This is a genomic window from Shewanella sp. BJSY2023SW001, from assembly GCF_047314685.1.
In the GTDB taxonomy this organism is placed as follows: domain Bacteria; phylum Pseudomonadota; class Gammaproteobacteria; order Enterobacterales; family Shewanellaceae; genus Shewanella; species Shewanella indica.
In genome coordinates this window covers 71,496-95,184 of sequence record NZ_JBKORF010000036.1, presented here as the reverse complement: position 1 = coordinate 95,184, position 23,689 = coordinate 71,496, and the positions used below count along the sequence as shown (strand labels likewise).

Genomic DNA, 23,689 nt, shown 5'->3' with positions numbered 1-23,689 from the left:
AGTCTGAGGTGATTTGTAGGGCGCATTTACCTATAATAGCGCCACCTCTGACCCTGTAATTATAAATAATAAGGTGATAAGACGTGATGGAGATCATCCGCGGAGCCCCCGCACTCTCGGCATTCAGAGTGCAAAAGCTGATGCAGGCCTGTGAAGCCGCTCAGCTTCCGGTAAAGCAAATCTATGCCGAATACGTTCATTTGGCTTATTTGAGCGAAGCGCTCACCCCCGATGACCAAGCGCAGTTGAGTAAGATTCTCACCTACGGTCCGGCCATCGAATCCCACGAACCCCAAGGCACTCTCCTTTTTGTTACTCCCCGTCCCGGTACTATTTCTCCCTGGTCTTCCAAAGCCACCGACATTGCCCACAACTGCGGCCTCAAGCAGGTAAAACGTTTGGAGCGCGGTCTGGCTTACTATGTGGAATCCGATACTCTGAGCGGCGAACAGCTCAAGAGCCTCAAGGCGCTGCTGCACGACCGCATGATGGAAGTGGTTCTGGACAGCTTTGAAGCGGCCGATATGCTGTTTGCCCGTACTGAGCCCAAGCCTTTTGTCAGCGTCAACATTCTCGGCGAAGGCCGCCGGGCGCTGGAAATCGCCAACCGCGAAATGGGCCTGGCCCTGGCCGATGATGAAATCGACTACCTGGTCACCAATTTCCTGCGCCTTGAGCGCAACCCCAACGATATTGAACTTATGATGTTCGCCCAGGCGAACTCAGAACACTGTCGTCACAAGATCTTCAACGCCGATTGGACCATTGACGGCGAAGTGCAGCCCAAGTCGCTGTTCAAGATGATCAAGAATACCTATGAGAAGACCCCGGACTATGTGTTGTCGGCCTATAAAGACAACGCCGCGGTAATGACAGGTTTTGAAGCCGGGCGTTTCTTCCCCGACAGTGACGGCGTTTATCGCTATCACACAGAGCCGATGCATATTCTGATGAAGGTGGAGACCCACAACCACCCGACCGCCATCAGTCCTTATCCTGGTGCTGCCACAGGCTCGGGCGGTGAAATCCGTGACGAAGGCGCTACCGGCCGCGGCTCTAAGCCCAAGGCGGGTTTGACCGGCTTCAGCGTATCCAACCTCAAGATCCCGGGCTTTGTGCAGCCTTGGGAAGGGGACTACGGCAAGCCGGACCGGATTGTGACCGCTTTTGACATCATGATCGACGGCCCTCTTGGCGGCGCCGCTTTCAACAACGAATTCGGTCGTCCGGCCCTGTTGGGTTACTTCCGCACCTATGAGCAGCAGGTTTGCAGCCACAACGGTGTCGAGGTGCGCGGTTATCACAAGCCTATTATGCTGGCCGGCGGCCTTGGCAACATTCGTGAAGAGCACGTACAGAAAGGGGAGATCTCCTTAGGCGCCAAGCTGATTGTACTGGGTGGTCCGGCGATGAACATTGGCCTTGGCGGCGGCGCGGCTTCCTCCATGGCGTCCGGCCAGTCCAGTGAAGATCTGGACTTTGCCTCGGTGCAGCGGGAAAACCCGGAAATGGAACGCCGCTGTCAGGAGGTTATCGACCGCTGCTGGCAGATGGGTGATGCCAACCCAATTCAGTTTATTCACGATGTGGGCGCCGGTGGTTTGTCCAACGCCTTCCCTGAGCTGGTCAGCGATGCCGGTCGCGGCGGTAAGTTTGAGCTGCGTAATGTACCTTCCGATGAGCCAGGCATGAGCCCGCTGGAGATCTGGTGTAACGAATCCCAGGAGCGTTATGTGCTGTCTGTGGCAGCCGAAAACATCGATACCTTCGCCGCCATTTGTGAGCGCGAGCGTGCGCCATTTGCCGTGGTGGGCGAGGCGGTTGCCGAGCAGCACCTGAGCCTGAGCGACGAGCACTTTGACAACAAGCCTATCGACTTGCCACTGGAAGTTTTGCTGGGCAAGCCGCCGAAGATGAGCCGTGATGTAGTGAGTCAAAAGGCGCAGTCTGCGGCGCTGGATGAAGCGTCCATCGATCTGGCGGAAGCCGTTAAGCGGGTGCTGACTCTGCCAACCGTTGCCGACAAGAGCTTCTTGATCACCATAGGCGATCGCACGGTAACCGGCTTGGTGAACCGCGATCAGATGGTCGGCCCCTGGCAGGTACCTGTGGCGGATTGCGCCGTTACCGCCGCCTCGTTCGACAGTTATGTGGGCGAAGCCATGTCCATGGGTGAGCGCACTCCGTTGGCCTTGCTGGATTTTGGTGCCTCGGCGCGGATGGCCGTGGCCGAATCCTTGCTGAACATGGCCGGTGCCGATATCGGCTCACTGAAGCGCATTAAGCTTTCGGCCAACTGGATGTCTGCAGCCGGTCACCCGGGTGAAGATGCCGGCCTCTATGAGGCGGTCAAGGCAGTGGGCGAAGAGCTGTGCCCTGAGCTTGAACTGACCATCCCTGTGGGCAAAGACTCGATGTCGATGAAGACCGCCTGGGAAGACAAGGGCGAGCAGAAGGCGGTTACCGCACCTATGTCGCTGATCATCACCGCCTTCGGTGCGGTGCGCGACATTCGCAATACCGTGACTCCTGAGCTGCGTACCGACAAGGGCGAAACCGTATTGCTGCTGGCCGATCTGGCCAAGGGCAAGACTCGTCTGGGCGGTTCCTGCCTGGCGCAGGTGTTCGGTGAGCTGGGCGATATCGCGCCGGATCTGGATCAGGCAGCCGTATTGAAAGCTTTCTTCGAGGTGACTCAGCAGTTGGTGGCCGAGCGGAGTTTGCTGGCTTACCACGACAAGAGTGACGGAGGTTTGTTCACCACCTTGGTGGAAATGGCCTTCGCCGGTCACACTGGTCTGAAGGTGGATATTTCTGCGCTGGCCGGCAGCGCCCTGGCGCGCCTGTTCAACGAAGAGTTGGGCGCCGTGCTGCAGGTGAGTAAGGGCCAAGCCGCCGAGATTATCAAGGCTTACACTGATGCCGGTGTGGATTGTCATCCGATAGCAGAGCTGAGCGACGATGGCCGCATCTATATCCAGGATCAGGGCGCCGAAATCTACAGTGCTTTACGTACCGAGCTGCGTAAGCTCTGGTCTGAAACCACCTACAGAATGCAGGCGCTCAGGGACAACCCTGAGTGTGCCCGTGAAGAGTTTGACCTCAAGCTGGATGAAAACGATCCCGGCCTCACGGTTAACTTAAGCTTTGATCCGGCAGAAGATGTTGCAGCGCCTTATATCCTCAAGGGCGCAGCGCCCAAGATGGCGATCTTGCGTGAGCAAGGGGTCAACTCGCATATTGAGATGGCAGCTGCGTTCGAGCGCGCCGGTTTTGAAAGCCGCGATGTGCATATGTCGGATATCCTCAGTGGCCGTATTAGCCTGGAAGAGTTCCAGGGACTGGTGGCCTGTGGTGGCTTCTCTTACGGTGATGTATTGGGCGCCGGTGAAGGTTGGGCCAAGTCCATCCTGTTCAATAGCCGTGCCCGTGAGGACTTCAGCCGCTTCTTCGAGCGCGCCGACAGCTTTGCTCTGGGTGTTTGTAATGGTTGCCAGATGCTCTCCAATCTCAAGGAGATCATTCCGGGTACCGAGCATTGGCCGCACTTTGTCCGTAACCGCTCTGAACGCTTTGAAGCGCGTTTCAGCCTGGTGGAAGTGCAGCCAAGCCCATCGCTGTTCTTCAGCGGTATGGCTGGTTCCAGAATGCCGATTGCTGTTTCCCACGGGGAAGGGCGTGCCGAGTTTGCTTCAGCTGCTGCCATGGCAGCAGCCGAGCAGAGCGGCACTGTGGCGCTGCGTTATGTCAACGGTAAAGGTGAGGTGGCTAGCTTGTATCCACAGAACCCCAACGGCTCGCCCAACGGCTTGTCCGGGATCTGTAGCCTGGATGGCAAAGTCACCATCATGATGCCTCACCCTGAGCGGGTGTTCCGTACAGTCGCCAACTCCTGGCATCCGGAAAACTGGGGTGAAGATAGCCCTTGGATGAGAATGTTCCGTAACGCCAGAGTGAAGCTGGGATAAGGTTGAAAATCATCCTATAAAAGGGAAAAAAAGGCGGGTATTTATAACCCGCCTTTTTTATTTAACTTTTGTTTCATAGTAAAAAGCACAAACCTTCAATAGCTTACATTTTGTTCAGTACATCCTTATGTAATGAAGTGTCAAAATGTAGACTTTACATCACTTAATAGGCTAAAGCCGGACTAAGACGGTAATCTCTTTTTATTAATTGCAGATATGAAAAAGCCCCATAGGGTTACCTACGGGGCTGTTTTGCGCTAACAAAACTTCAAGACAAACAATTGTTCAATTGTGATTAATAAACCAGTTGAGACTTATAAAGTTCAGCAAAAACAGGCTTATACCAGTTAACCAGACGTTCGAAAAATTTTTTCATAGCAATATCTCCACACAAAGTTCAATCATTGTGCGCGGAGGAAGGTCTGCAGATATCGATATCGACCGACCTGAGCGTCTCCTTAACACAGGCTATATAGTAGTCAATTACATCGAACTTATCAAACGAGAAATAATACATAATAAGATTAGTAAAACTAATCCGATTTATGGCTGTGTTTTTCGTTGGTTTTTATATGTTTAATTTTGTGTATTTAAAACAGTTATTTATTCCTGGTTGTGTGTGGGGTTTTATTTTTGTTGTTAGTATATTTAACTTTCGAAATTGTTAAAAAGTTTGTTTTATCAGGTTTTTGATTAAATCTTGGTGAAGCTTCCAAAAGTTGTTGTTATATCATATTGAAGTAAAGTGTCTAGCACATATCTGGTGATTGGTCAATGTATTTTATTGGTGCCTGTGTCCCTCACCGCAAAACCCAGCTAAAGGCCGGAGTTTGATTGATTTGCGTCAAATTCAAGTGGTATAAAATCAGGGCAAATCTTAGCTGAACTAATAGCGCAAGTGACTGATATTAAATAATTTGCAAATATTGGAACACTGGCAAATGCTGATGCTGATCGCATAAGTCTGCAAAAGCGTGATTCGCCTCTCGCTCTGGCTGAAAAAAGCCGATTTTTGAGCCTTTGGAAAGCTGGGGAGAGGCAAGGCGGATCATTTGGGTGGTTTATCCGGATATCCGGGTAGATAAGAAATTAATGAACTAAGCTATCCAACTCACCACCCGCTGTCTTTGATGGGGATCTAAAGGCAGTGGGCGGAGCACCATGTAAGGAGTCACAAATGATAGTTGAAGAAGTCGTCGAGCTATCGCGCTTTCAATTTGCGCTGACAGCCATGTATCACTTCTTGTTTGTTCCTTTGACTTTGGGTCTGGCCTTTCTGCTGGCAATCATGGAATCACTTTATGTGATGACTGATAAGCAGATTTATAAGGACATGACCAAATTCTGGGGCAAGCTTTTTGGTATTAACTTTGCCCTGGGGGTTACCACAGGTCTGGCAATGGAGTTCCAGTTTGGTACCAACTGGTCTTATTACTCACACTATGTGGGTGACATTTTTGGTGCTCCTCTCGCCATCGAGGGTTTGATGGCATTCTTCCTGGAATCCACTTTCGTGGGTATGTTCTTCTTCGGTTGGGACAGATTCTCCAAGCGTCAACACCTGGCAGTAACCTGGTTGGTGGCCTTGGGAAGTAACTTGTCTGCGCTGTGGATCCTGGTTGCCAACGGCTGGATGCAAAACCCTGTGGGTAGCGTGTTCAACTATGAAACCATGCGTATGGAAATGACCAGTTTCGCAGACGTGGTACTTAACCCTGTTGCCCAGGTTAAATTTGTTCACACTGTGGCCTCCGGTTATGTGGCCGGTGCCATGTTTGTTCTGGCTATCAGTGCCTACTACATCCTCAAGAAGCGTGACTTACCTTTTGCCCGCCGTTCTTTCGCTATTGCAGCTAGCTTCGGTATGGCTTCTATCCTGTCCGTTATCGTTCTGGGTGACGAATCCGGCTACAAGGTTGGTGAAGCTCAGCGGGTTAAGCTGGCAGCAATCGAAGCTGAATGGCATACAGAACCTGCTCCGGCAGCCTTTACTGCCGTTGGTTTCCCTAATCAGGAAACTATGCATACTGACTATGCCATCAAGATCCCATACGCCATGGGTATTATCGCCACTCGCTCTATTGATGAAGAAGTGACAGGTATCAAGGATCTGGTTGCCGAGCACGAAGTTCGTATCCGTAACGGTATGAAGGCATATGCTCTGCTTGAGCAACTGCGTGCTGCCAAGGCCGACCCTGCTATTGAAGAAGACCCTGCGGTTCGCGCAGCCTTTGAAGAGCAGAAAGTTGACCTGGGTTATGGCCTGCTGCTGAAGCGTTACACAGACAAAGTGGTTGATGCCACCGAAGAGCAAATTAAGGCTGCCGCGCTGGATTCTATCCCAAGTGTTGCACCACTGTTCTGGACTTTCCGTATCATGGTTGCCCTGGGTGTTGTGATGTTGGTGGTGTTTGCTGCCGCATTCTGGCAGAGCACTCGTCACCAGATTGAAGAGAAGAAGTGGGTCCTCAAGGCCGCGCTTTACAGCTTGCCTCTGCCTTGGATTGCCATCGAGTGTGGTTGGTTTGTCGCTGAGTATGGTCGCCAGCCTTGGACCATTTCAGAAGTGTTGCCGACCTTTGTGTCTGCATCCAGTCTGACCGTGAGTGATCTCTGGTTCAGTATCATCAGCATTACTTTGTTCTACACTGTGCTGCTGGTTATCGAACTCTTCCTGATGTTCAAGTTTGCGCGCCTGGGTCCCAGCAGTCTCAAGACCGGCCGTTATCACTTTGAAAAACTAGAAGCCTGAGCAGAGGGATTTCATTATGTTTGATTATGAAATAGTAAGATTTGTCTGGTGGTTGTTGGTTGGCGTTTTGCTTATTGGCTTCGCTGTGACCGATGGCTTTGATATGGGGGTTGGTGCCTTGTTGCCAATCCTCGGTAAAGACGACACTGAACGTCGGATCATGATTAACACGGTTGCTCCTCATTGGGATGGTAACCAAGTATGGTTGATTACCGGTGCCGGTGCTCTGTTCGCCGCTTGGCCAACAGTTTACGCCGTATCATTCTCCGGCTTTTATGTCGCCATGATCTTAGTGTTATTGGCGCTGTATCTACGTCCTGTGGGTTTTGACTATCGCTCCAAGATAGAAGATCCACGCTGGCGCAAGAGCTGGGACTGGGCCTTGTTTGTGGCCGGTTTTGTACCGCCACTCATCATAGGTGTTGCCTTCGGTAACCTGCTGCAAGGTGTACCGTTCAGCTTTGATGAATATATGCGTGCCCATTATGATGGCGGCCTGCTGGGTCTGCTCAATGGCTTTGGCTTGTTGGCCGGTCTGGTCAGTGCCTGTATGTTCATGATGCAGGGTGCTTGCTGGCTGCAGATGAAGACCGAAGGTGAGCTACGCCATCGCGCCGCTGCTGCCGCTCAGTTGACTGCTGTATTGCTGATAGTACTGTTTGGTGCTGCCGGTGTGTGGTTGGCTTATGGCATTGACGGCTATGTGGTGACTTCGGTTCTGGATACTAACGCCGTATCTGATCCAACTCAGAAGACAGTTGAAGTGGTAGCCGGTGCTTGGCTGGCCAACTATGACAAGTATCCAGTGACTATGCTGTTCCCGGCTCTGGGCCTGTTGGCTCCTGCCTTGGTACTGCTGACCAGCCGTTTCGGCCGTAGTGGTTTCGCCTTCCTGTTCAGCTCACTGGCCATTGCCGGTATCATACTGACTTGTGGTGCAGCTATGTTCCCATTCGTGATGCCTTCATCACAGGATCCTAACGTCAGCCTGACCATGTGGGATGCCACTGCCAGTCAGATGGCACTGAACGTTATGACTTGGGTGGCAATTATCTTTGTTCCTATTGTGCTTAGTTATACTTGTTGGACCTACTTCAAAATGTATGGTCGCTTGAATCGCAAGCACATTGAAAACAACAGCGCATCACTGTACTAAGGAGCCTGAATTATGTGGTATTTCACTTGGATACTCGGCATTTTATTGGCTTGTTCTTTCGGCATCATCAATGCTCTCTGGCTGGAAAATACAGAGAACATGGATAGAGATACTGAAGATAAGTGATAGCTTGAGTTAAACTCAAAGGCCTCCGCTCTGCGGGGGCTTTTGTCTTTTTAAGGGGGACTATGGGTGATATACGATGAGTTCGAGCCCAGAGGGTCGCTGCAAGTCAGTGAAACCGAGGCGACTGAGCTGATTGAAAACTGGCTCAGGCAAGACAGGATGCGGATGCAGGCACTTGAGTGTGTTGCAAACCTTGGGCCTATTGATGCCTGGCTGGCGGCGGGGTTTGTTCGTAACCTGGTGTGGGACAAGTTGCACGGCACTGTATCCAGGCTCAGCGATATAGATGTGATCTACTTTGAGCCAAGCGACCACTCGGAAGTCACCGACAGGGCCTATGAGGCCAAGTTGGTCGCCGCGCTCGACTTACCATGGTCGGTAAAGAACCAAGCCAGGATGCACCTTAAAAACAATCATCAGCCCTATGTTTCAGTGTCTGATGCCATGAGTTACTGGCCTGAGCAGCAAACGGCCCTGGCTGTCAGGTTGAGAGCAGGGGAGTTGCAACTGCTTAATCTATTCCCGCTAGGCCCTTTGCTGGCGTTGGAACTCAGCCCTAATCCTAAGAGCACTCCCGGAGTATTCGAGAGTCGGCACAAGGCCAAGAACTGGTTGGCAGACTATCCGTTATTAAAGACTCCGTTATTAAAGACTCCGTTATTAAAAACTCCATTACTCGAAACATTGTTCTAGGCTCACACACTCAAACGCCTGTGGCTCCATTATTTTCGTTGAATCCCTCCTCACTTGAACAATTGGCTTGCCGTTATTGCAGATGAATATCTTCTGTCGAGTGGCCTCCATTTTTGATTTCTGTTCTCAAATATTCGTTGAACTCTCCGACATGTTTTAGTTGAAAATACCGCTTAAATAGTATTTTTTAGCATTTATATCTGACACCAGTTGTTAAGTTTTGGTTGCTTTTCGCTTGGGCGCGTCTGTTCGAAAAATGTACTTTTATTTCACTTTAGGGATAGTGAAGTTTTGAGCTGGCTCACTTAATTTAAAGGTGCAATATCAATAAATCTTTAGTTTGTGTGATCTGTTTCGCGCTTGTGCTATCTCAAACTGGGTATCACTCGAAACGCTTGATGCAGATCAAAAATGTGAAGGGTTAAATCTGGCAGTGTGGCCTCAGTTGTTATGGATGTAATAAAAAACAAAGCGCTGTGTTGTCGCTACGGAGTGAGATGATGAAAAAAAATATCGTATCAGGATTGATTGCCGCCGCCCTTTTTTCTACTGTTGCTGCCCCTGCACTGGCCCACAAGGCCGGTGACTTTATCGTTCGTGCCGGTGCTGTTGTAGTCGCCCCGGATGAATCCAGCCAAAATGTTGTTACCCCGGATCTGGGAAACCTTGGCACCTTTAGTGTGGACAATAACACCCAGTTGGGTCTGAACTTTGGTTATATGCTGACAGATAACTTTGGTATCGAACTGCTGGCCGCGACCCCATTCAGCCATGATGTTTCTCTCGGAGAGCTGGGCAAGATTGCTGAAACCAAACACCTGCCACCTACCTTGGTAGCCCAGTACTATTTCGGTAATGCCGAGTCCAAGCTGCGTCCTTACGTGGGTGTCGGTGTTAACTACACCAACTTCTTCGACAATGAATTTACCAATGATGTCGGTGGCAAACTCTCGGATCTGAGTATGAGTAACTCCTGGGGCTGGGCCGCACAAGTGGGTCTGGATTACCAAATCAATGATAATTGGTTGGTGAACGCTTCAGTTTGGTATGCCGAGATCAGTACTGATGTTAAGTTCAACTATCACTATGGCACCAGCAATAGTGAAGTTGCTGCTGTGACTATCGAAACCGATATCGATCCTTGGGTCTATATGGTCAGCATAGGTTACACTTTCTAACGTCTTCCAAGCCCAAGCTCCCAACCCAAGAGCTCTCAACCATAAAAAAGGCGCCTCCGGCGCCTTTTTTATGGTCAACAATGAGAAGTTTATTTTATCTCTATTGCCCTCTGCGTTTCTTCACCTTCCAGTGGCGGGTATTGTAGATAAACTCAGGCAGTAGTTTGGTGAGCCAGGCAACCGTCGCCCAGCGTTTGGTGACATAGACCCGGCGTTTGCCTTTTTGCAGGGCGCGGATGATTTGCCCGGCTACCACATCTACGGGTGATAACCACAGCTTACTTTGTTGCAGCGCTGCTTTATCCAGCAACCCCAATTGAATATCCGTAATGGTGATCGGTAGCTTGAGCCTTTGAGCATGCATGGACAACCCCTCGAGATAGTTGATTCCAAAGGCTTTGGAGGCATGAAAAGCCACGCTGGGGCCACCGCGAAGACCGGCAATGGAGTTGATGGCAGCGAGTTGGCCATAACCCTGTTCGCGAAACAGCCTGAAAGCTGTGTTGCAGACGGCGGCAAAGCCACGGACATTGACACTGATGATCTCATCTTCAAGCTGCCAGGGCAGATCCGGATGATAGGAGTTGAGTCCGGTATTGACCAACACCAGATGTGCGCCCCCTAACTGTTGCCAAATCTGTTCCAGCTCGGCTATCAAGGTTTGCGGTTTATCTATGTCCAGGCCAAACACTTGAGCCTCGGTTGCCAGGGTGGCGGCAAACTCTTTCAATGAGTCGGGATCCTGTGCCAGCAATGCCAGTTTAGTGCCTTCATCGGCCAGGCGGCGGGCTATTTCACGGCTGAGGAGTGAGCTGGCGCCCACAATAATCGCAGTTGCTTGTGTCATAAGGATATTTGAACTCAAAAATGGAGTCCTATGATAGGATTATCCTCACAGGTTCTCAATGATTAAACTTGGATGTATAGACATCCAGAAGTCTTTGTGTATGATTAGGAGCTAGCAATGAAAATGACAGGCAACTGGCTGCGCATGCCAATGATGGCGGCTGTAGCAGGAATGATGGCACTCACAGGTTGTGCAACCCCGAATGCCACAGTCGAAATTGATGGCGATGTCTGGTACCGCGAGCGCATTGCGCTGCCACCGGAGGCCTTATTGACGGTTCAGGTTCAGGACGTTTCCAAGGCGGATGCTCCGGCAGAAGTGCTGGCGGTTATTCAGCGCGACAGCGTAACCAGTCCAACGCCTTTTAAGTTCATTCTTGCCCGGGATCAGTTCCAGAGTGGCCACAGCTACAGTGTCAGCGCCAGGATCACCCTCAAGGATGACTTACTCTTTATCAATACCCAGGCCTATCCTGTCAATATCGACAAGGTTGAGCCTGTATCAATCATGGTGCAAAAGGTAGGGCGCTAACAGGAATAACGAGCCAAGCGCCTTGCCCTGAAAGTTCAGGAGAGGCGCTTTATGCCCGTAAGAATACCCGATAACCTGCCAGCCGCCGGTGTGCTTGAGTCGGAGAACATTTTTGTTATGTCCGAGAGCCGGGCGGCGATGCAGGATATACGGCCGATGAAGGTGTTGATCCTCAATCTGATGCCCAACAAGATTGAGACAGAAACCCAGTTGCTGCGGCTGTTGGGCAACACTCCGTTGCAGGTGGATATCGATCTGCTCAGGATCCACGACAAAGAGTCGAAACATACGCCGAGCGATCACCTCAATACCTTTTACCGTGACTTTGAAGATGTGCGCCATCGCAACTATGATGGCCTGATCATCACTGGCGCCCCCCTGGGGCAGCTCGATTTCGAGGAGGTCACCTATTGGGATCATATCCGCGAGATTATCGATTGGTCACAGGAGCATGTCACCTCGGTACTGTTTCTCTGCTGGGCGGCCCACGCCGGTTTTTATCACCTGTATCAACTTGAGCGCAAGATCCTCACTGAAAAATGCTCCGGGGTATATCAGCATAGGCGTATTCGCGCCCACGTGCCCTTGCTGCGCGGCTTTGATGATGAGTTTTATGCTCCGCACTCCCGTTATGCCCAGATGGATGTGGACGAGCTTAAGGCGCATCCTGAACTGACTGTCCTGGCCGAGTCAGACCAAGCCGGTGCCTATCTGGTGATCAGTAAGGATAATCGCAACCTGTTTGTGATAGGGCATCCGGAGTATCGCAAGTCGACCCTTAAAGATGAGTATCAAAGAGATCTGGCGGCCGGTTTGGCGCCCAAGATCCCGCAAAACTATTTTCGCAACGATGACCCAGAGGCAGAAGCGATTGCCCGTTGGTATAGTCATGGCAGTCTACTGATCAGCAACTGGCTCAACTATTATGTCTACCAGTTGACCCCTTATGACTTATCGGATCTCAGTGCTATTACGCCCTGGGAACAGAGTGGCTGAGCTGTAACATCAAATGTTTTGTTGGCGGGAGTCGCAGTCTTGTGACTCCTGTCAGGGCTTAGCTCATATCAAGCCAGATGGCGTCAGCCTCTACTGCTTATGCTTCCTTAAACTGATATTTCCTTCTCTAATATTTTCTAAGCCGTAGTGTTTTGGCTTTCTTTCAGGGCACGCGCTGTCATCCTGCTGTAAATCCTCCCTGACAAAAATACCTATAAACAGAGCCTGTATTAGACTAATTATTACTTGCCTTACGTTCGCGTAAACGTCAAAGTGGCAGCAACAGAGTGCAAATTTGCTGCACCTAACACCGCCGGCCTGCTGTTGGGCCGGTGTTTGGGTGCCCAACAAGGGAGTCAACAATGAGTCGTCCTCAGGATATTGTTATCGTCGCCGCCAAACGAACCGCCATGGGCGGTTTTCAGGGCTGTCTTTCCACTGTGCCTTCTCCTCAGCTGGCGGCTTCCAGCATCAAGGCCTTGGTGGAAACTACAGGAGTGAAGGGCGAACAGGTCGATGAAGTGCTGATGGGATGTGTATTGCCGGCCGGCCTCGGTCAGGCCCCTGCCAGACAGGCGGTTTTAGGGGCAGGTTTGCCCCAGTCTGTTGGCGCAACCACAGTCAACAAGGTGTGCGGCTCAGGGATGAAAACCGTGATGCTGGCGCACGATCTTATCAAGGCCGGCAGTGCCAATATCGTGATTGCCGGAGGTATGGAGAGCATGAGTCAGGCGCCATATTTGCTGGATAAGGCTCGCGGCGGCATGCGTATGGGCCACGGTAAGATGCTGGATCATATGTTCCTCGATGGGCTGGAAGATGCCTATACAGGGGGCGCCATGGGAACCTTCGCCCAGAAAACCGCCGACGATTTTGGCCTGACCCGTGAAGCCATGGACGCTTTCGCCCTGAGCTCACTGGAAAAAGCCAATGCGGCCATCACCTCAGGTGCCTTCAAGGAGGAGATAGTCCCGGTAACCGTAAGCAGCCGCCGCGGCGATACTCTGATTGATACCGATGAGCAGCCCGGCAATGCCCGCCCTGACAAGATCCCGGCGCTACGTCCCGCTTTTGCCAAAGACGGCACCATTACCGCCGCCAACTCCAGTTCGATTTCCGACGGTGCCGCCAGTTTGATGCTGATGAGCCGTGAACAGGCTGAAAACCTGGGGCTGGCAGTGATGGCTACCATCAAGGGCCATGCTACCCATTCCCAAGAGCCGGCCATGTTTACCACGGCGCCTGTGGGCGCCATGCAAAAACTCTTGGCACAGACCGGCTGGAGCAAGGATGAGGTCGACCTTTTCGAAATCAACGAAGCCTTCGCCATGGTGACCATGTTGGCCATCAGCGAGTTGGGGCTGGATGCCGCCAAGGTCAACGTCAATGGCGGTGCCTGTGCGCTTGGTCATCCGATAGGTTGCTCCGGCGCCCGTCTGTTGGTGACTCTCATTCATGCGCTCAAGGCCCGAGGCCTCAAGCGTGGTATGGCATCGCTGTGCATAGGTGGTGGTGAAGCCACAGCTATGGCGATTGAGATCTGATATCCCGTCGGCCGCGACAGCGGCCGGCAACAAATTAAAGTAATCAACAAGACAGGACACGGCGCCATCAAAAAGCAGCCACAAGAGCTGTAGGTGCGTCGTCCCACTACCTACAAGGAATTCTTATGAGCACACAAGTCAAGCACTACATAGATGGCGAATTCGTCAACGGTTCCGGCAGCAAGCAGATCAATGTTACCAATCCGGCCAACAATGAGACCATCGCCTTTATCAACTGTGCGACCCAGCCGGAAGTTGAGCGCGCCATCGCCAGCGCCAAGGAAGCCTTCAAGAGCTGGAAGGAAGTGGCCGTTTCCGAACGCGCTCGGGTAATGCTGCGTTATCAGCACCTTTTGAAAGAGCACCATGACGAGCTGGCCACCATTTTGGCCCAGGAAACGGGTAAAACCTTTGAAGATGCCAAGGGTGATGTCTGGCGCGGCATTGAAGTGGCCGAGCATGCCTGCAACATCGCCTCCTTGCTGATGGGTGAAACGGTTGAGAACGTGGCCCGCAGCATAGATACCTACTCCTACACTCAGCCGCTGGGTGTCTGTGCCGGGATTACGCCATTCAACTTCCCGGCGATGATCCCGCTGTGGATGTTCCCGCTGGCTATCGCCTGCGGCAACACCTTCGTTCTCAAGCCGTCTGAGCAGGACCCAATGACGCCGCAGCGTCTGGTGGAGTTGTTTGAACAGGCCGGGGCTCCCAAGGGGGTGCTGCAGCTGGTTCATGGTGATAAAACGGCGGTTGATGTACTGCTGTCTCACCCGGATATCAAGGCGATTTCCTTTGTGGGCTCTGTGGGCGTGGGTCAGTACATCTACAAGACAGGCACTGACAACCTCAAGCGGGTGCAGGCCTTTGCCGGTGCCAAGAACCACTGCGTGATCATGCCTGATGCCAACAAGCAGCAAGTGATCAATAACCTGGTGGGCGCCTCGGTTGGCGCTGCCGGTCAACGCTGTATGGCGCTGTCGGTCGCTGTGTTTGTCGGCGCCGCCAAAGAGTGGATCCCTGAGCTGAAAGAAGCCCTGTCCAAGGTGCGTCCCGGTCTTTGGGATGACAAGGAAGCCGGTTACGGCCCACTCATCAGCCCGGCCGCCAAAGAGCGGGTGCTCAAGCTTATCGCCGAGGGCAAGGCCGAAGGCGCCGAGTGTCTGCTCGATGGTTCCGACTGCACTGTACCTGGTTATGAGTCAGGCAACTGGGTCGGTCCGACCATGTTCGACAAGGTAACCACGGACATGAGCATCTACAAGGAAGAGATCTTCGGCCCTGTGCTCTGCTGTATGGAAGCCGAGTCGCTGGAAGATGCCATTGAGCTGGTTAACGCCAGTCCTTACGGCAACGGCACCTCTATCTTTACTGCCAGCGGCGCCGCGGCGCGTAAGTACCAGCATGAAATCGAAGTGGGTCAGGTGGGTATCAACGTGCCCATTCCAGTGCCGCTGCCATTTTTCTCTTTCACGGGTTGGAAGGGCAGCTTCTACGGCGATCAGCACGCTTACGGCAAGCAGGCGGTGCGTTTCTACACAGAAACCAAGACCATCACCAGCCGTTGGTTCGAGTCTGATATCGCCTCTGGTCCCAACATGACTATCGCACTCAAGTAACAGTGTGAGCCCAAGGGCACCGGCAATGGCCGGTGCCCCTTTTTAATCGCAACAGTAAATAACAAGAGATCCGGCATCACCGGATCACCGCAAGACGCAGAGATCTGCGCACAGGAGTCAAGCATGGATTTCAATCTCAACGAAGATCAGCGCCAATTCGCCGAGCTGGCCCGCCAGTTTGCCGCCGATGAACTGGCCCCATTTGCCGCCAAATGGGATGAGGAGCATCACTTTCCCAAAGACGTGATCCAAAGAGCCGGGGAGCTGGGATTCTGTTCACTCTATTCTCCCGAGTCGGAAGGCGGCATGGGCCTGTCGCGTCTGGATGCCTCAATTATTTTTGAAGAGCTGGCCAAGGGCTGCACTGCCACCACAGCCATGCTGACCATTCACAACATGGCCACCTGGATGGTGACGACCTGGGGCCAGCAAAGTCTGCGGGCCGAGTGGTCTGAAGCACTGACCACAGGCAGTAAGCTGGCTTCTTACTGCCTGACCGAGCCGGGTTCAGGCAGTGACGCCGCTTCACTTGCTACCCGCGCCGAGCGCGACGGCGATGAGTATGTGATTAACGGCTCCAAGATGTTTATCTCGGGCGCCGGCGCCACCGAGCTTTTGGTGGTGATGTGCCGCACCGGCGAGGCCGGCCCCAAGGGAATTTCGGCGATTGCCATCCCGGCTGATGCCAAGGGCGTTATCTACGGCAAGGCCGAGGACAAGATGGGCTGGAACGCCCAGCCAACCAGACTCATTACTTTTGAAAACGTGCGGGTGCCGGTTAATCATCTGTTGGGTGAGGAAGGCCAGGGCTTTACCTTCGCCATGAAGGGCCTGGATGGCGGCCGCATCAATATCGCCACCTGCTCTGTGGGTACTGCTCAGGCTGCGCTTGAGCGCGCCACCGAATATATGCATGAGCGCAAGCAGTTCGGCAAACCACTGGCCGCCTTCCAGGCGCTGCAGTTCAAGCTGGCCGACATGGCCACAGAACTGGTCGCCGCGCGGCAGATGGTGCGTCTGGCGGCATTTAAGCTGGACAGCGGCGATCCCGAAGCCACGGCTTATTGCGCCATGGCCAAGCGTTTTGCCACAGACATAGGGTTTGCCGTGTGTGACAGCGCGCTGCAAATTCACGGCGGTTACGGCTACATCCGCGAATACCCGCTGGAGCGACATTTCCGTGATGTACGGGTACACCAGATCCTGGAAGGAACCAATGAGATTATGCGCCTTATCATCGCCCGCCGTCTGCTGGATGAGCATGCCGGCGAGATCCTCTAAGGCCACACCCATTTAACCGAATTGCAAGGAGTCATTCATGTCTTTTTTGATTGAGCATATCGAAGGCCATACGGCTGTTCTGACCATCAATAATCCACCGGCCAACACCTGGACGGCCGAGAGCCTCAATGAACTGCGCCTCAAGGTGGAAGAGCTCAACAATGATCCCGATATCTATGCCTTGGTATTGACAGGGGAAGGGGAGAAATTCTTCTCGGCCGGCGCCGATCTCAAGCTGTTTGCCGACGGTGATAAAGGCAATGCCGCCACCATGGCACGCTGTTTTGGCGAAGCATTTGAAACCCTGAGCGCCTTTCGTGGTGTGTCTATTGCCGCCATTAACGGCTATGCCATGGGCGGCGGTTTGGAAGTGGCACTGGCCTGTGATATCCGTATCGCCGAAGAGCAGGCACAGCTGGCATTACCCGAGGCTACAGTTGGCCTGCTGCCTTGTGCCGGCGGCACCCAGAATCTGACCGCTCTGGTCGGTGAGGGCTGGGCCAAGCGGATGATCCTGTGCGGTGAGCGAATCGATGCCGCCAAGGCCCGTGAGATTGGCCTGGTCGAAGAGGTGGTTGGTAAGGGTGAGGCCCTAAGCGCCGCCATTGCGCTGGCGACCAAGGCCGCCAGGCAGAGCCCATCGAGCGTAACCGTTTGCAAGCAGTTGATCCAGGCCGGACGTAATATGCCAAGAGCTCAGGCGCTGCCGCTGGAGCGTGAGCTGTTTGTGGCTCTGTTTGACACCCAAGATCAGAAAGAAGGAGTCAATGCCTTCCTGGAGAAGCGCGCAGCCAACTGGAAAAACGCATAAGGAGGGCGGTGATATGAGTCATGAAGTGGTATTTCAGACCCTGGGAACCGCCAGCGGCAAGTTGATTGGTGTGGCGACACTCAATGTGGAAAAAGCACTCAATGCACTGAATCTCAACATGGTGCGTTTGCTGGCCAAGCAGTTGGCTGCCTGGAAGCGGGATGAGCAGATTGCCTGCGTGATCCTCGACGGCAGCGGCGACAAAGCCTTCTGCGCCGGTGGAGATGTGCGGGCGCTGTATCAGGCGCAGCAGGCCAATCCCGGCAGTTACACCCAGGAAGCCCGGGTGTTTTTCGAAGAGGAGTATCGGCTCGACTTTCAGCTGCACACCTTCGGCAAGCCGGTATTGGTTTGGGGCGACGGCATAGTGATGGGTGGTGGTCTGGGGCTGATGATAGGTGCCAGCCACAGGGTATTGACCGAGCGCTCGCGCATCGCCATGCCTGAGGTCACCATAGGCCTTTACCCGGATGTCGGCGGCAGTTATTTTCTTGGCCGCATGCCGGGCAAGACTGGGCTGTTTCTCGGCCTGACTGCCTACAATATGAATGCGGCCGATGCCCGTTATACCGGCATTGGCAATCATTTTCTGGCCTCAACGGATAAAGAGCGCATGCTCGATGCCATGGCGACGGTGAACTGGGGCAATAACACCAGTCTCAACCAGCAGAAGCTGCATGATCTGCTCAATGAACTGGAAACCCAGAGTGAAGAGCGTCCCGGCAGCAGTCGCTTGAAGGGCCATCAGGCTCAGATTGATGAGCTGATGACCGGAGATATGGCCGAAATTCTCGCCAAGATGCAGGCCCTGGAAACCCAAGAGAGCTGGTTGCAGCGCGCCTGTGACACCATGCTGAGCGGCAGCCCGCTTAGCTGGGCGCTGGCCTACGAGCAGTCAAGGCTTGGGACCGACATGAGCCTGGCGGATTGTTTCCGCTTCGAGCTGGGGCTCAGCCTCAACTGCTGCGCCATAGGTGATTTTTGTGAGGGTGTCAGGGCGCTGCTTATCGACAAGGACCGTAATCCCAGCTGGCGTTACGGCAAGGGCAAGATAGCACCGCAAGAAGCGGTATCTGCCTTGCTCGAGTCGCCATTTGAACATGAACACCCATTGGCCGATCTGTAACAGGCCTAACTGCGAGATTGACCGGTGTCTTTGGTTAAGGCGTCGGCAAACAAGATTCCAACAGGGAGAGCAAACAGATGACAACAGTGGCTTTTATTGGTTTGGGCAACATGGGTGGGCCGATGGCGGTCAACCTGATCAAGGCCGGGATGACTGTTAGGGTATTCGATCTGGTGCCGGCGGCGATGCAGAGCCTGGCAGAGCAGGGGGCTATAACTGCCCAGAGCGCCTGTGGCGCAGCGGCGGGTGCCGATGTGGTGGTAACCATGTTGCCGGCTGGCAAGCATGTGCGTAGTCTGTACCTCGGTAGCGAGCAGCAGCAAGGGCTGCTGGATGTTGTGGCCGAGGGAACCTTGCTTATCGATTCGTCGACCATAGATGCCGACAGTGCCCGCGCAGTGGCGGCTGGGGCGGCCGCCAAAGGGCTTGAGTTTGTTGATGCGCCGGTTTCCGGTGGCACCGCCGGGGCCGCGGCCGGTACGCTGACCTTTATCTGCGGCGGCAGCGACGCAGGTTTTGCCAAGGCCAAACCCGTTCTCGAGTGCATGGGCGCCAATATTTTCCATGCAGGCAGTGCCGGAGCCGGTCAGGTTGCCAAAATCTGCAACAACATGCTGTTGTCTGTCTTGATGGTAGGTACCAGCGAGGCGCTGAGTCTGGGGATAGATAATGGTTTGGATCCCAAGGTGCTGTCAGATATCATGAAAGTTTCGAGCGGCGGCAACTGGACCTTGGAGAAATACAACCCCTGTCCCGGGGTGATGCCAAGCGTGCCATCGTCCAATGACTATCAGGGCGGGTTTATGGTGGATCTTATGGTTAAGGACCTCGGTCTGTCCCAGGAAGCAGCGCTGTCCAGTCAGTCGAGCACCCCCATGGGCGCACTGGCGCGCAGCCTCTATGTCAATCATGCCCGCAAGGGTAATGGTCGTCGCGATTTTTCCAGTATTTTTGAACAATTCAAGCAAGAGAAATAAGGATAACCCAATGGATGTAAAAGGTAAGGTAGTCGCCATCACAGGTGGAGCCGGTGGACTGGGTCTGGCGATGGCGCAGGAGCTGGCCGCAGCCGGTGCCCGTCTGGCGCTGATCGATGTGGATCAGGACCGTCTGGAGCAAGCCTGTGCTCTGCTGGGTGAGACCGAAGTGCAGGGTTATGCGGTGGACATCACAGATGAAGAAGATGTGATGGCAACCTTTCAGTACATTCTGGAAGATTTTGGTCAGCTTAATGTGCTGGTAAACAACGCGGGTATTTTGCGTGACGGCATGTTGATCAAAGCCAAAGAGGGTCAGGTGACAGACCGTATGTCGCTGGAGCAGTTCCAGTCGGTTATCAATGTAAACCTGAGCGGCAGTTTCCTCTGTGGCCGTGAAGCCGCCGCCGCCATGATAAGCTCTGGTCAGGAAGGGGTGATTATCAATATCTCCAGCCTGGCTCGGGCCGGCAATGTGGGGCAGAGCAACTATGCCGCCTCCAAGGCAGGTGTCGCTGCCATGGCGGTGGGCTGGGCCAAGGAGCTGGCGCGCTACAAGATCCGGGCCGCTGCTGTTGCACCCGGGGTTATTGCCACCGAAATGACCGCCGCCATGAAACCGGAAGCGCTGGAGCGCCTGGAGAAAATGGTACCGGTCGGCCGTCTGGGGGATGCCGCTGAAATCGCCTCGACAGTTAAATTCATCATTGAAAACGACTATGTCAATGGCCGGGTATTTGAAATTGACGGCGGTATCCGCCTGTAATTAAATGCCTTGAGATCAAGGCCAAAATAGATATCATCCCTGTTCTTTACCGGGTTTCAAACAAAGGCAGGGATGATGTTTTCTTCCTCCACCGGGCAGCTTGTTTGTTAATTTTCTTTTGCCATGATGCGCCGCAGCTCTATGTGAACGACGGCGATAAGTTGGTGAATATCTTCTCTGAACTTATGTACTTCTATGAGGATTTGGCCGGTGAGCGGGATGAAACCGGCGAACGCGCCAGGGTCTTGCAAAAGTTATCATTCTGCAATGGTGAGGGGTAGATACTTGTCCGCTTTGTATTACAGACGTTGACAATTCTTGTCTCGGATTGAACAATCCCCCCTAATAAAAGTTAAAAGTACCAGAGGTATCGACACTCACCCATGCATTGGTTGGAGAAACAGATTAAGCGCCTGCTTTTGTTGGTGGGAATTGCGGGTGTCATGGTAATCTATTTCGGATTCTTCTATCTGCTTCTCAGCGGTCGCTCTACTGAACCCATCACCTGGTACTATTTGCTTTCACCTTGGATCTGCATCTTTTTTGGATTATCCAGTTTGCAGCAGTACAGGGTGTTGCAGTGGTTCTGCGCCAAATTTAAATAACAACACAAGACTTAAGTTGTAGTAGTTTCAATCTGCCTGAGGGTGGGTGTTGGGGGGAAACGAAACCATGATTTTCAATCCCGGAAAGCAAATTTTGGCCGTAGCGCTGATGGTGTTCGTGCTGCAGGGTTGCGGTCAACCTGCGCAGGAGCAACAAGCGCCTGCCGACAATGAGCAGAGGATTAGCGCCGCTTATGGCAGCTGGGCCTCGCCTTTGGGGGCCGCCGAAGTCTACGGCAGTGCCTCGGCAATAGGTGAGCTGCAGAGTGTCGGTGATGCGATTTATTTCTCGGAATCCAGCCCGGCCGAAGGCGGCAAGGTGGGGATAAAGCGTCTTGAAAAAGATGGCAGCATTACCAGTGTGGTGGCACCGGCCTTTGGTGTTGGCAGTCGCGTTCACGAGTATGGCGGTGGCGATTTTCTCGGTATAGGTCAGAGCCTGTTTGTCACCAAGGGGCAGGATCAGCTGTTTTACCGGATAGCGCCGAATCAGGAGGCGCTGGCTCTGACTCCCAATGGCACCCGTCACGGGGAATGTATCTCTTACCCCAAGGGCTCACGGATTATTTGTGTTCGGGAAGATCATCGCCAACCGGGTGAGCCCAAGGCCAGTTTGGTGACCATTAACCTGAATTTCTCCGGTGAAGGGGATATCTTTGTCGATGGGCACGATTTTATCAGTTCTCCGGCAATCAATGCCGACAATACTCAGCTTGCCTGGATCACCTGGGAACATCCCAACATGCCTTGGGATAATACTCAGTTGTGGCTTGGGGATCTCAATCGCAAGGGGCAGTTGACTAACATTCGCCAAATCGCACCCGAGCGCAAGGGCGCACTGATGCAACCCCTGTTTAGCCCAAACGGCGTGCTCTACTTTATTGCCGACTATGACAACTGGTGGAACCTCTATCGACTTGATGGCAAAGGCGATATCGAACAGGTTACCCAACTCAAGGCTGAAATTGGCGGCCCTGCCTGGAAGTTGGGGCAGCACGCTTACGCCTTTGAAAATGAAAATACCCTGATAGCCAGCTTCAACAAGGAAGGGGATGCCGGATTGCTGCGACTGGATCTGCAGACCGGGGTTATTGAAGTGCTGGCTGCTGACTTTGCCGATATCAAACAGGTGGTGCAGGGGGCCGACGGGGTTTATTTCGTTGGCAGTAGGCCAACACCCGAGCGCGGCATCTATAAGGTTTCCGGCCGCGGCACAGAACTTGTGTATGCACCTAAAATTTGTGGTCTGGATCCCAGATACATCTCCCGCGCCGTCAATGTTGAGTTCACCACCAAGGGGGGAGGCAAGGCTCACGGCTATTTTTATCCGCCGGTAAATGGTGATTACCAACCTCTGCCGGATACCCGGCCGCCTCTTTTGATGATGTTGCATGGTGGGCCGACCGCCAGCGCAAATAGGGCATACGACAGCGCCATTCAATACTGGACCAGCCGCGGCTTTGCCGTGTTTGAACTCAATTATCGCGGCAGTACCGGCTTTGGCCGCCAATATCGCCAGAGCCTCTATGGCAACTGGGGCAAGGCAGATGTTGAGGATGCTGTCTGGGCTGCAGGTTTTTTAGTTGACCAAGGCTGGGTCAATGCTGAGAAATTGGCGATTCGCGGCGGTAGTGCCGGTGGCTTGAGCGTGCTCTCGGCCTTAGCCTTCCATGATAAGTTTAAGGCCGGGGTGAGCTATTTCGGGATCAGTGATATCGAGGTGCTGGGCAAGGAAACCCATAAGTTTGAGTCAAGATACCTAGATCAACTGATAGGCCCTTACCCCAAAATGAAGGCTGTATATCGTGAACGCTCGCCCCTGTACCACCTGCAGGGCTTCAACGAACCCTTGCTGCTGTTGCAAGGGCTCGAAGATAAGGTGGTGCCACCGAGTCAGTCGCAGCATATCTACAAGGCGCTGAAAGACAAGGGGGTGCCCACAGCATTTATCGGCATAGAGGGAGAAGGACATGGCTTCCGCCAGCCTCACAACAAGATACTGGCGTTGGAATCAGAGCTGGTGTTCTATGGTATGGTGTTTGATTTCACCCCGGCGGGCACACTACCGGCACTGAAGCTGGACAATGCCGCAGCCTTGGCGCGGCCCGGACAACAAGTTGAGTGATAGCTTCAGGCCTGTTTGGCTTCGCTGGACAGGCCATCTATGATGGCGCATTCAGACTGATTGCCGCCGCGGCACTGGGATACCAGTTCGCTCAGTTGGGCATGCAGCGACGCCAGTCTGGCCATTTTGTCTTCCAACGCCTGCAGGTGCCCTTTGGCCAGACGTTTGACATCCTCGGCGCAGCGCTTGGGATTGTGTTTCAGTTGCAACAGATCCCGGCATTCATCCAAGGTAAAGCCCAGCTCGCGGCAGTGCTGCAAAAACTTGAGCGCCTCGATTTCAGCCGCCCGATACTCACGATACCCATTGTCGCCTCTGTGGGCCTCAACCAAGCCTATGTCATGGTAATAGCGGATACTCTTGATACTCAGACCTGTTGCCTTGGCCACTTCGCCTATTTTCATCGCTGAACTCCTGCCCTGTTGGGACTCTTGTGGGCTATTTTGTCGCGCCGCAAGCGCATTGTTGAGAGTCAGAGCACCTTTTCTGTTATGGATAATTATCCGGGCTTGACTCTCCCGTTACTGGAGACTTTAACCTTTATCTCAGTGTTGAGCCAGCCTCGCTTGCGAGGGGCACAGATGGGAG

General features: G+C 53.3%; 20 protein-coding genes. 18 read left to right on the top strand and 2 right to left on the bottom strand.

The genetic code is table 11. The features are described from left to right. Positions 1-86: 86 nt before the first annotated feature. From purL to ompW, 6 genes are all read left to right on the top strand, one after another. Positions 87-3,968 carry a phosphoribosylformylglycinamidine synthase gene (gene purL / locus ACMHXH_RS08605; protein WP_071475961.1) on the top strand — a complete coding sequence of 1,294 codons (3,882 nt, stop codon included), beginning with the start codon at positions 87-89 and terminating at the stop codon, positions 3,966-3,968. Between the two features lie 1,177 nt (positions 3,969-5,145). Beyond that, entirely contained in the window at positions 5,146-6,720 is a 1,575-nt protein-coding gene (locus ACMHXH_RS08600; protein ID WP_039032769.1) for a cytochrome ubiquinol oxidase subunit I, read from the top strand. A gap of 16 nt (positions 6,721-6,736) precedes the next feature. Next, positions 6,737-7,876, top strand: coding sequence for a cytochrome d ubiquinol oxidase subunit II (gene cydB / locus ACMHXH_RS08595; protein ID WP_039032770.1), 1,140 nt, complete (start codon positions 6,737-6,739; stop codon positions 7,874-7,876). A 12-nt stretch (positions 7,877-7,888) separates the two neighbouring features. After that, positions 7,889-8,002: a cytochrome bd-I oxidase subunit CydX gene (gene cydX, locus ACMHXH_RS08590; protein WP_039032771.1), complete on the top strand. Its 114-nt coding sequence runs from the start codon at positions 7,889-7,891 to the stop codon at positions 8,000-8,002. Positions 8,003-8,068: 66 nt separating this feature from the next. Next, entirely contained in the window at positions 8,069-8,695 is a 627-nt protein-coding gene (locus ACMHXH_RS08585) for a nucleotidyltransferase family protein (RefSeq protein ID WP_256213879.1), read from the top strand. Between the two features lie 497 nt (positions 8,696-9,192). Beyond that, on the top strand, positions 9,193-9,873 hold the full coding sequence (ompW, locus tag ACMHXH_RS08580) for an outer membrane protein OmpW (RefSeq protein WP_071475960.1): 681 nt from the start codon (positions 9,193-9,195) through the stop codon (positions 9,871-9,873). Between the two features lie 100 nt (positions 9,874-9,973). Here the strand turns inward: ompW and ACMHXH_RS08575 are convergent, their stop codons facing one another. Continuing rightward, positions 9,974-10,720 carry an SDR family NAD(P)-dependent oxidoreductase gene (locus ACMHXH_RS08575; RefSeq protein WP_039032773.1) on the bottom strand — a complete coding sequence of 249 codons (747 nt, stop codon included), beginning with the start codon at positions 10,718-10,720 and terminating at the stop codon, positions 9,974-9,976. Between the two features lie 117 nt (positions 10,721-10,837). On the opposite strand from ACMHXH_RS08575, the gene ACMHXH_RS08570 reads away from it, so the two are divergent. From ACMHXH_RS08570 to ACMHXH_RS08515, 12 genes are all read left to right on the top strand, one after another. Next, complete coding sequence (locus ACMHXH_RS08570; protein WP_071475959.1) at positions 10,838-11,251, top strand: YbaY family lipoprotein; 414 nt, start codon at positions 10,838-10,840, stop codon at positions 11,249-11,251. 51 nt (positions 11,252-11,302) lie between these two features. After that, entirely contained in the window at positions 11,303-12,247 is a 945-nt protein-coding gene (metA, locus tag ACMHXH_RS08565) for a homoserine O-acetyltransferase MetA (RefSeq protein ID WP_071475958.1), read from the top strand. Positions 12,248-12,609: 362 nt separating this feature from the next. Next, positions 12,610-13,791 (top strand): acetyl-CoA C-acyltransferase, encoded by a 1,182-nt coding sequence (locus ACMHXH_RS08560; protein ID WP_319619384.1) that lies wholly within the window; start codon positions 12,610-12,612, stop codon positions 13,789-13,791. A gap of 125 nt (positions 13,792-13,916) precedes the next feature. Next, entirely contained in the window at positions 13,917-15,410 is a 1,494-nt protein-coding gene (locus tag ACMHXH_RS08555; protein WP_025009786.1) for a CoA-acylating methylmalonate-semialdehyde dehydrogenase, read from the top strand. Between the two features lie 123 nt (positions 15,411-15,533). Then, positions 15,534-16,691 carry an acyl-CoA dehydrogenase family protein gene (locus tag ACMHXH_RS08550; protein WP_025009787.1) on the top strand — a complete coding sequence of 386 codons (1,158 nt, stop codon included), beginning with the start codon at positions 15,534-15,536 and terminating at the stop codon, positions 16,689-16,691. Between the two features lie 37 nt (positions 16,692-16,728). After that, on the top strand, positions 16,729-17,502 hold the full coding sequence (locus ACMHXH_RS08545) for an enoyl-CoA hydratase (protein ID WP_335911571.1): 774 nt from the start codon (positions 16,729-16,731) through the stop codon (positions 17,500-17,502). A 13-nt stretch (positions 17,503-17,515) separates the two neighbouring features. Continuing rightward, positions 17,516-18,628 (top strand): enoyl-CoA hydratase/isomerase family protein, encoded by a 1,113-nt coding sequence (locus tag ACMHXH_RS08540; protein ID WP_335911569.1) that lies wholly within the window; start codon positions 17,516-17,518, stop codon positions 18,626-18,628. 77 nt (positions 18,629-18,705) lie between these two features. Next, positions 18,706-19,605, top strand: a complete 900-nt coding sequence (mmsB, locus tag ACMHXH_RS08535; protein WP_039032780.1) for a 3-hydroxyisobutyrate dehydrogenase — start codon at positions 18,706-18,708, stop codon at positions 19,603-19,605. Between the two features lie 10 nt (positions 19,606-19,615). Continuing rightward, entirely contained in the window at positions 19,616-20,371 is a 756-nt protein-coding gene (locus ACMHXH_RS08530) for an SDR family oxidoreductase (protein ID WP_039032781.1), read from the top strand. 104 nt (positions 20,372-20,475) lie between these two features. Further along, positions 20,476-20,652: a hypothetical protein gene (locus ACMHXH_RS08525; RefSeq protein WP_160289552.1), complete on the top strand. Its 177-nt coding sequence runs from the start codon at positions 20,476-20,478 to the stop codon at positions 20,650-20,652. A gap of 102 nt (positions 20,653-20,754) precedes the next feature. Continuing rightward, a complete protein-coding gene (locus ACMHXH_RS08520; RefSeq protein ID WP_039032782.1) occupies positions 20,755-20,976 on the top strand; it encodes a hypothetical protein in 222 nt (73 codons plus the stop codon). Between the two features lie 67 nt (positions 20,977-21,043). Then, positions 21,044-23,101 carry an alpha/beta hydrolase family protein gene (locus ACMHXH_RS08515; protein WP_144360744.1) on the top strand — a complete coding sequence of 686 codons (2,058 nt, stop codon included), beginning with the start codon at positions 21,044-21,046 and terminating at the stop codon, positions 23,099-23,101. A gap of 5 nt (positions 23,102-23,106) precedes the next feature. Here ACMHXH_RS08515 and ACMHXH_RS08510 read toward each other — a convergent pair whose 3' ends face one another. Continuing rightward, positions 23,107-23,505, bottom strand: coding sequence for a MerR family DNA-binding protein (locus ACMHXH_RS08510; protein WP_144360745.1), 399 nt, complete (start codon positions 23,503-23,505; stop codon positions 23,107-23,109). Positions 23,506-23,689 lie beyond the last annotated feature (184 nt).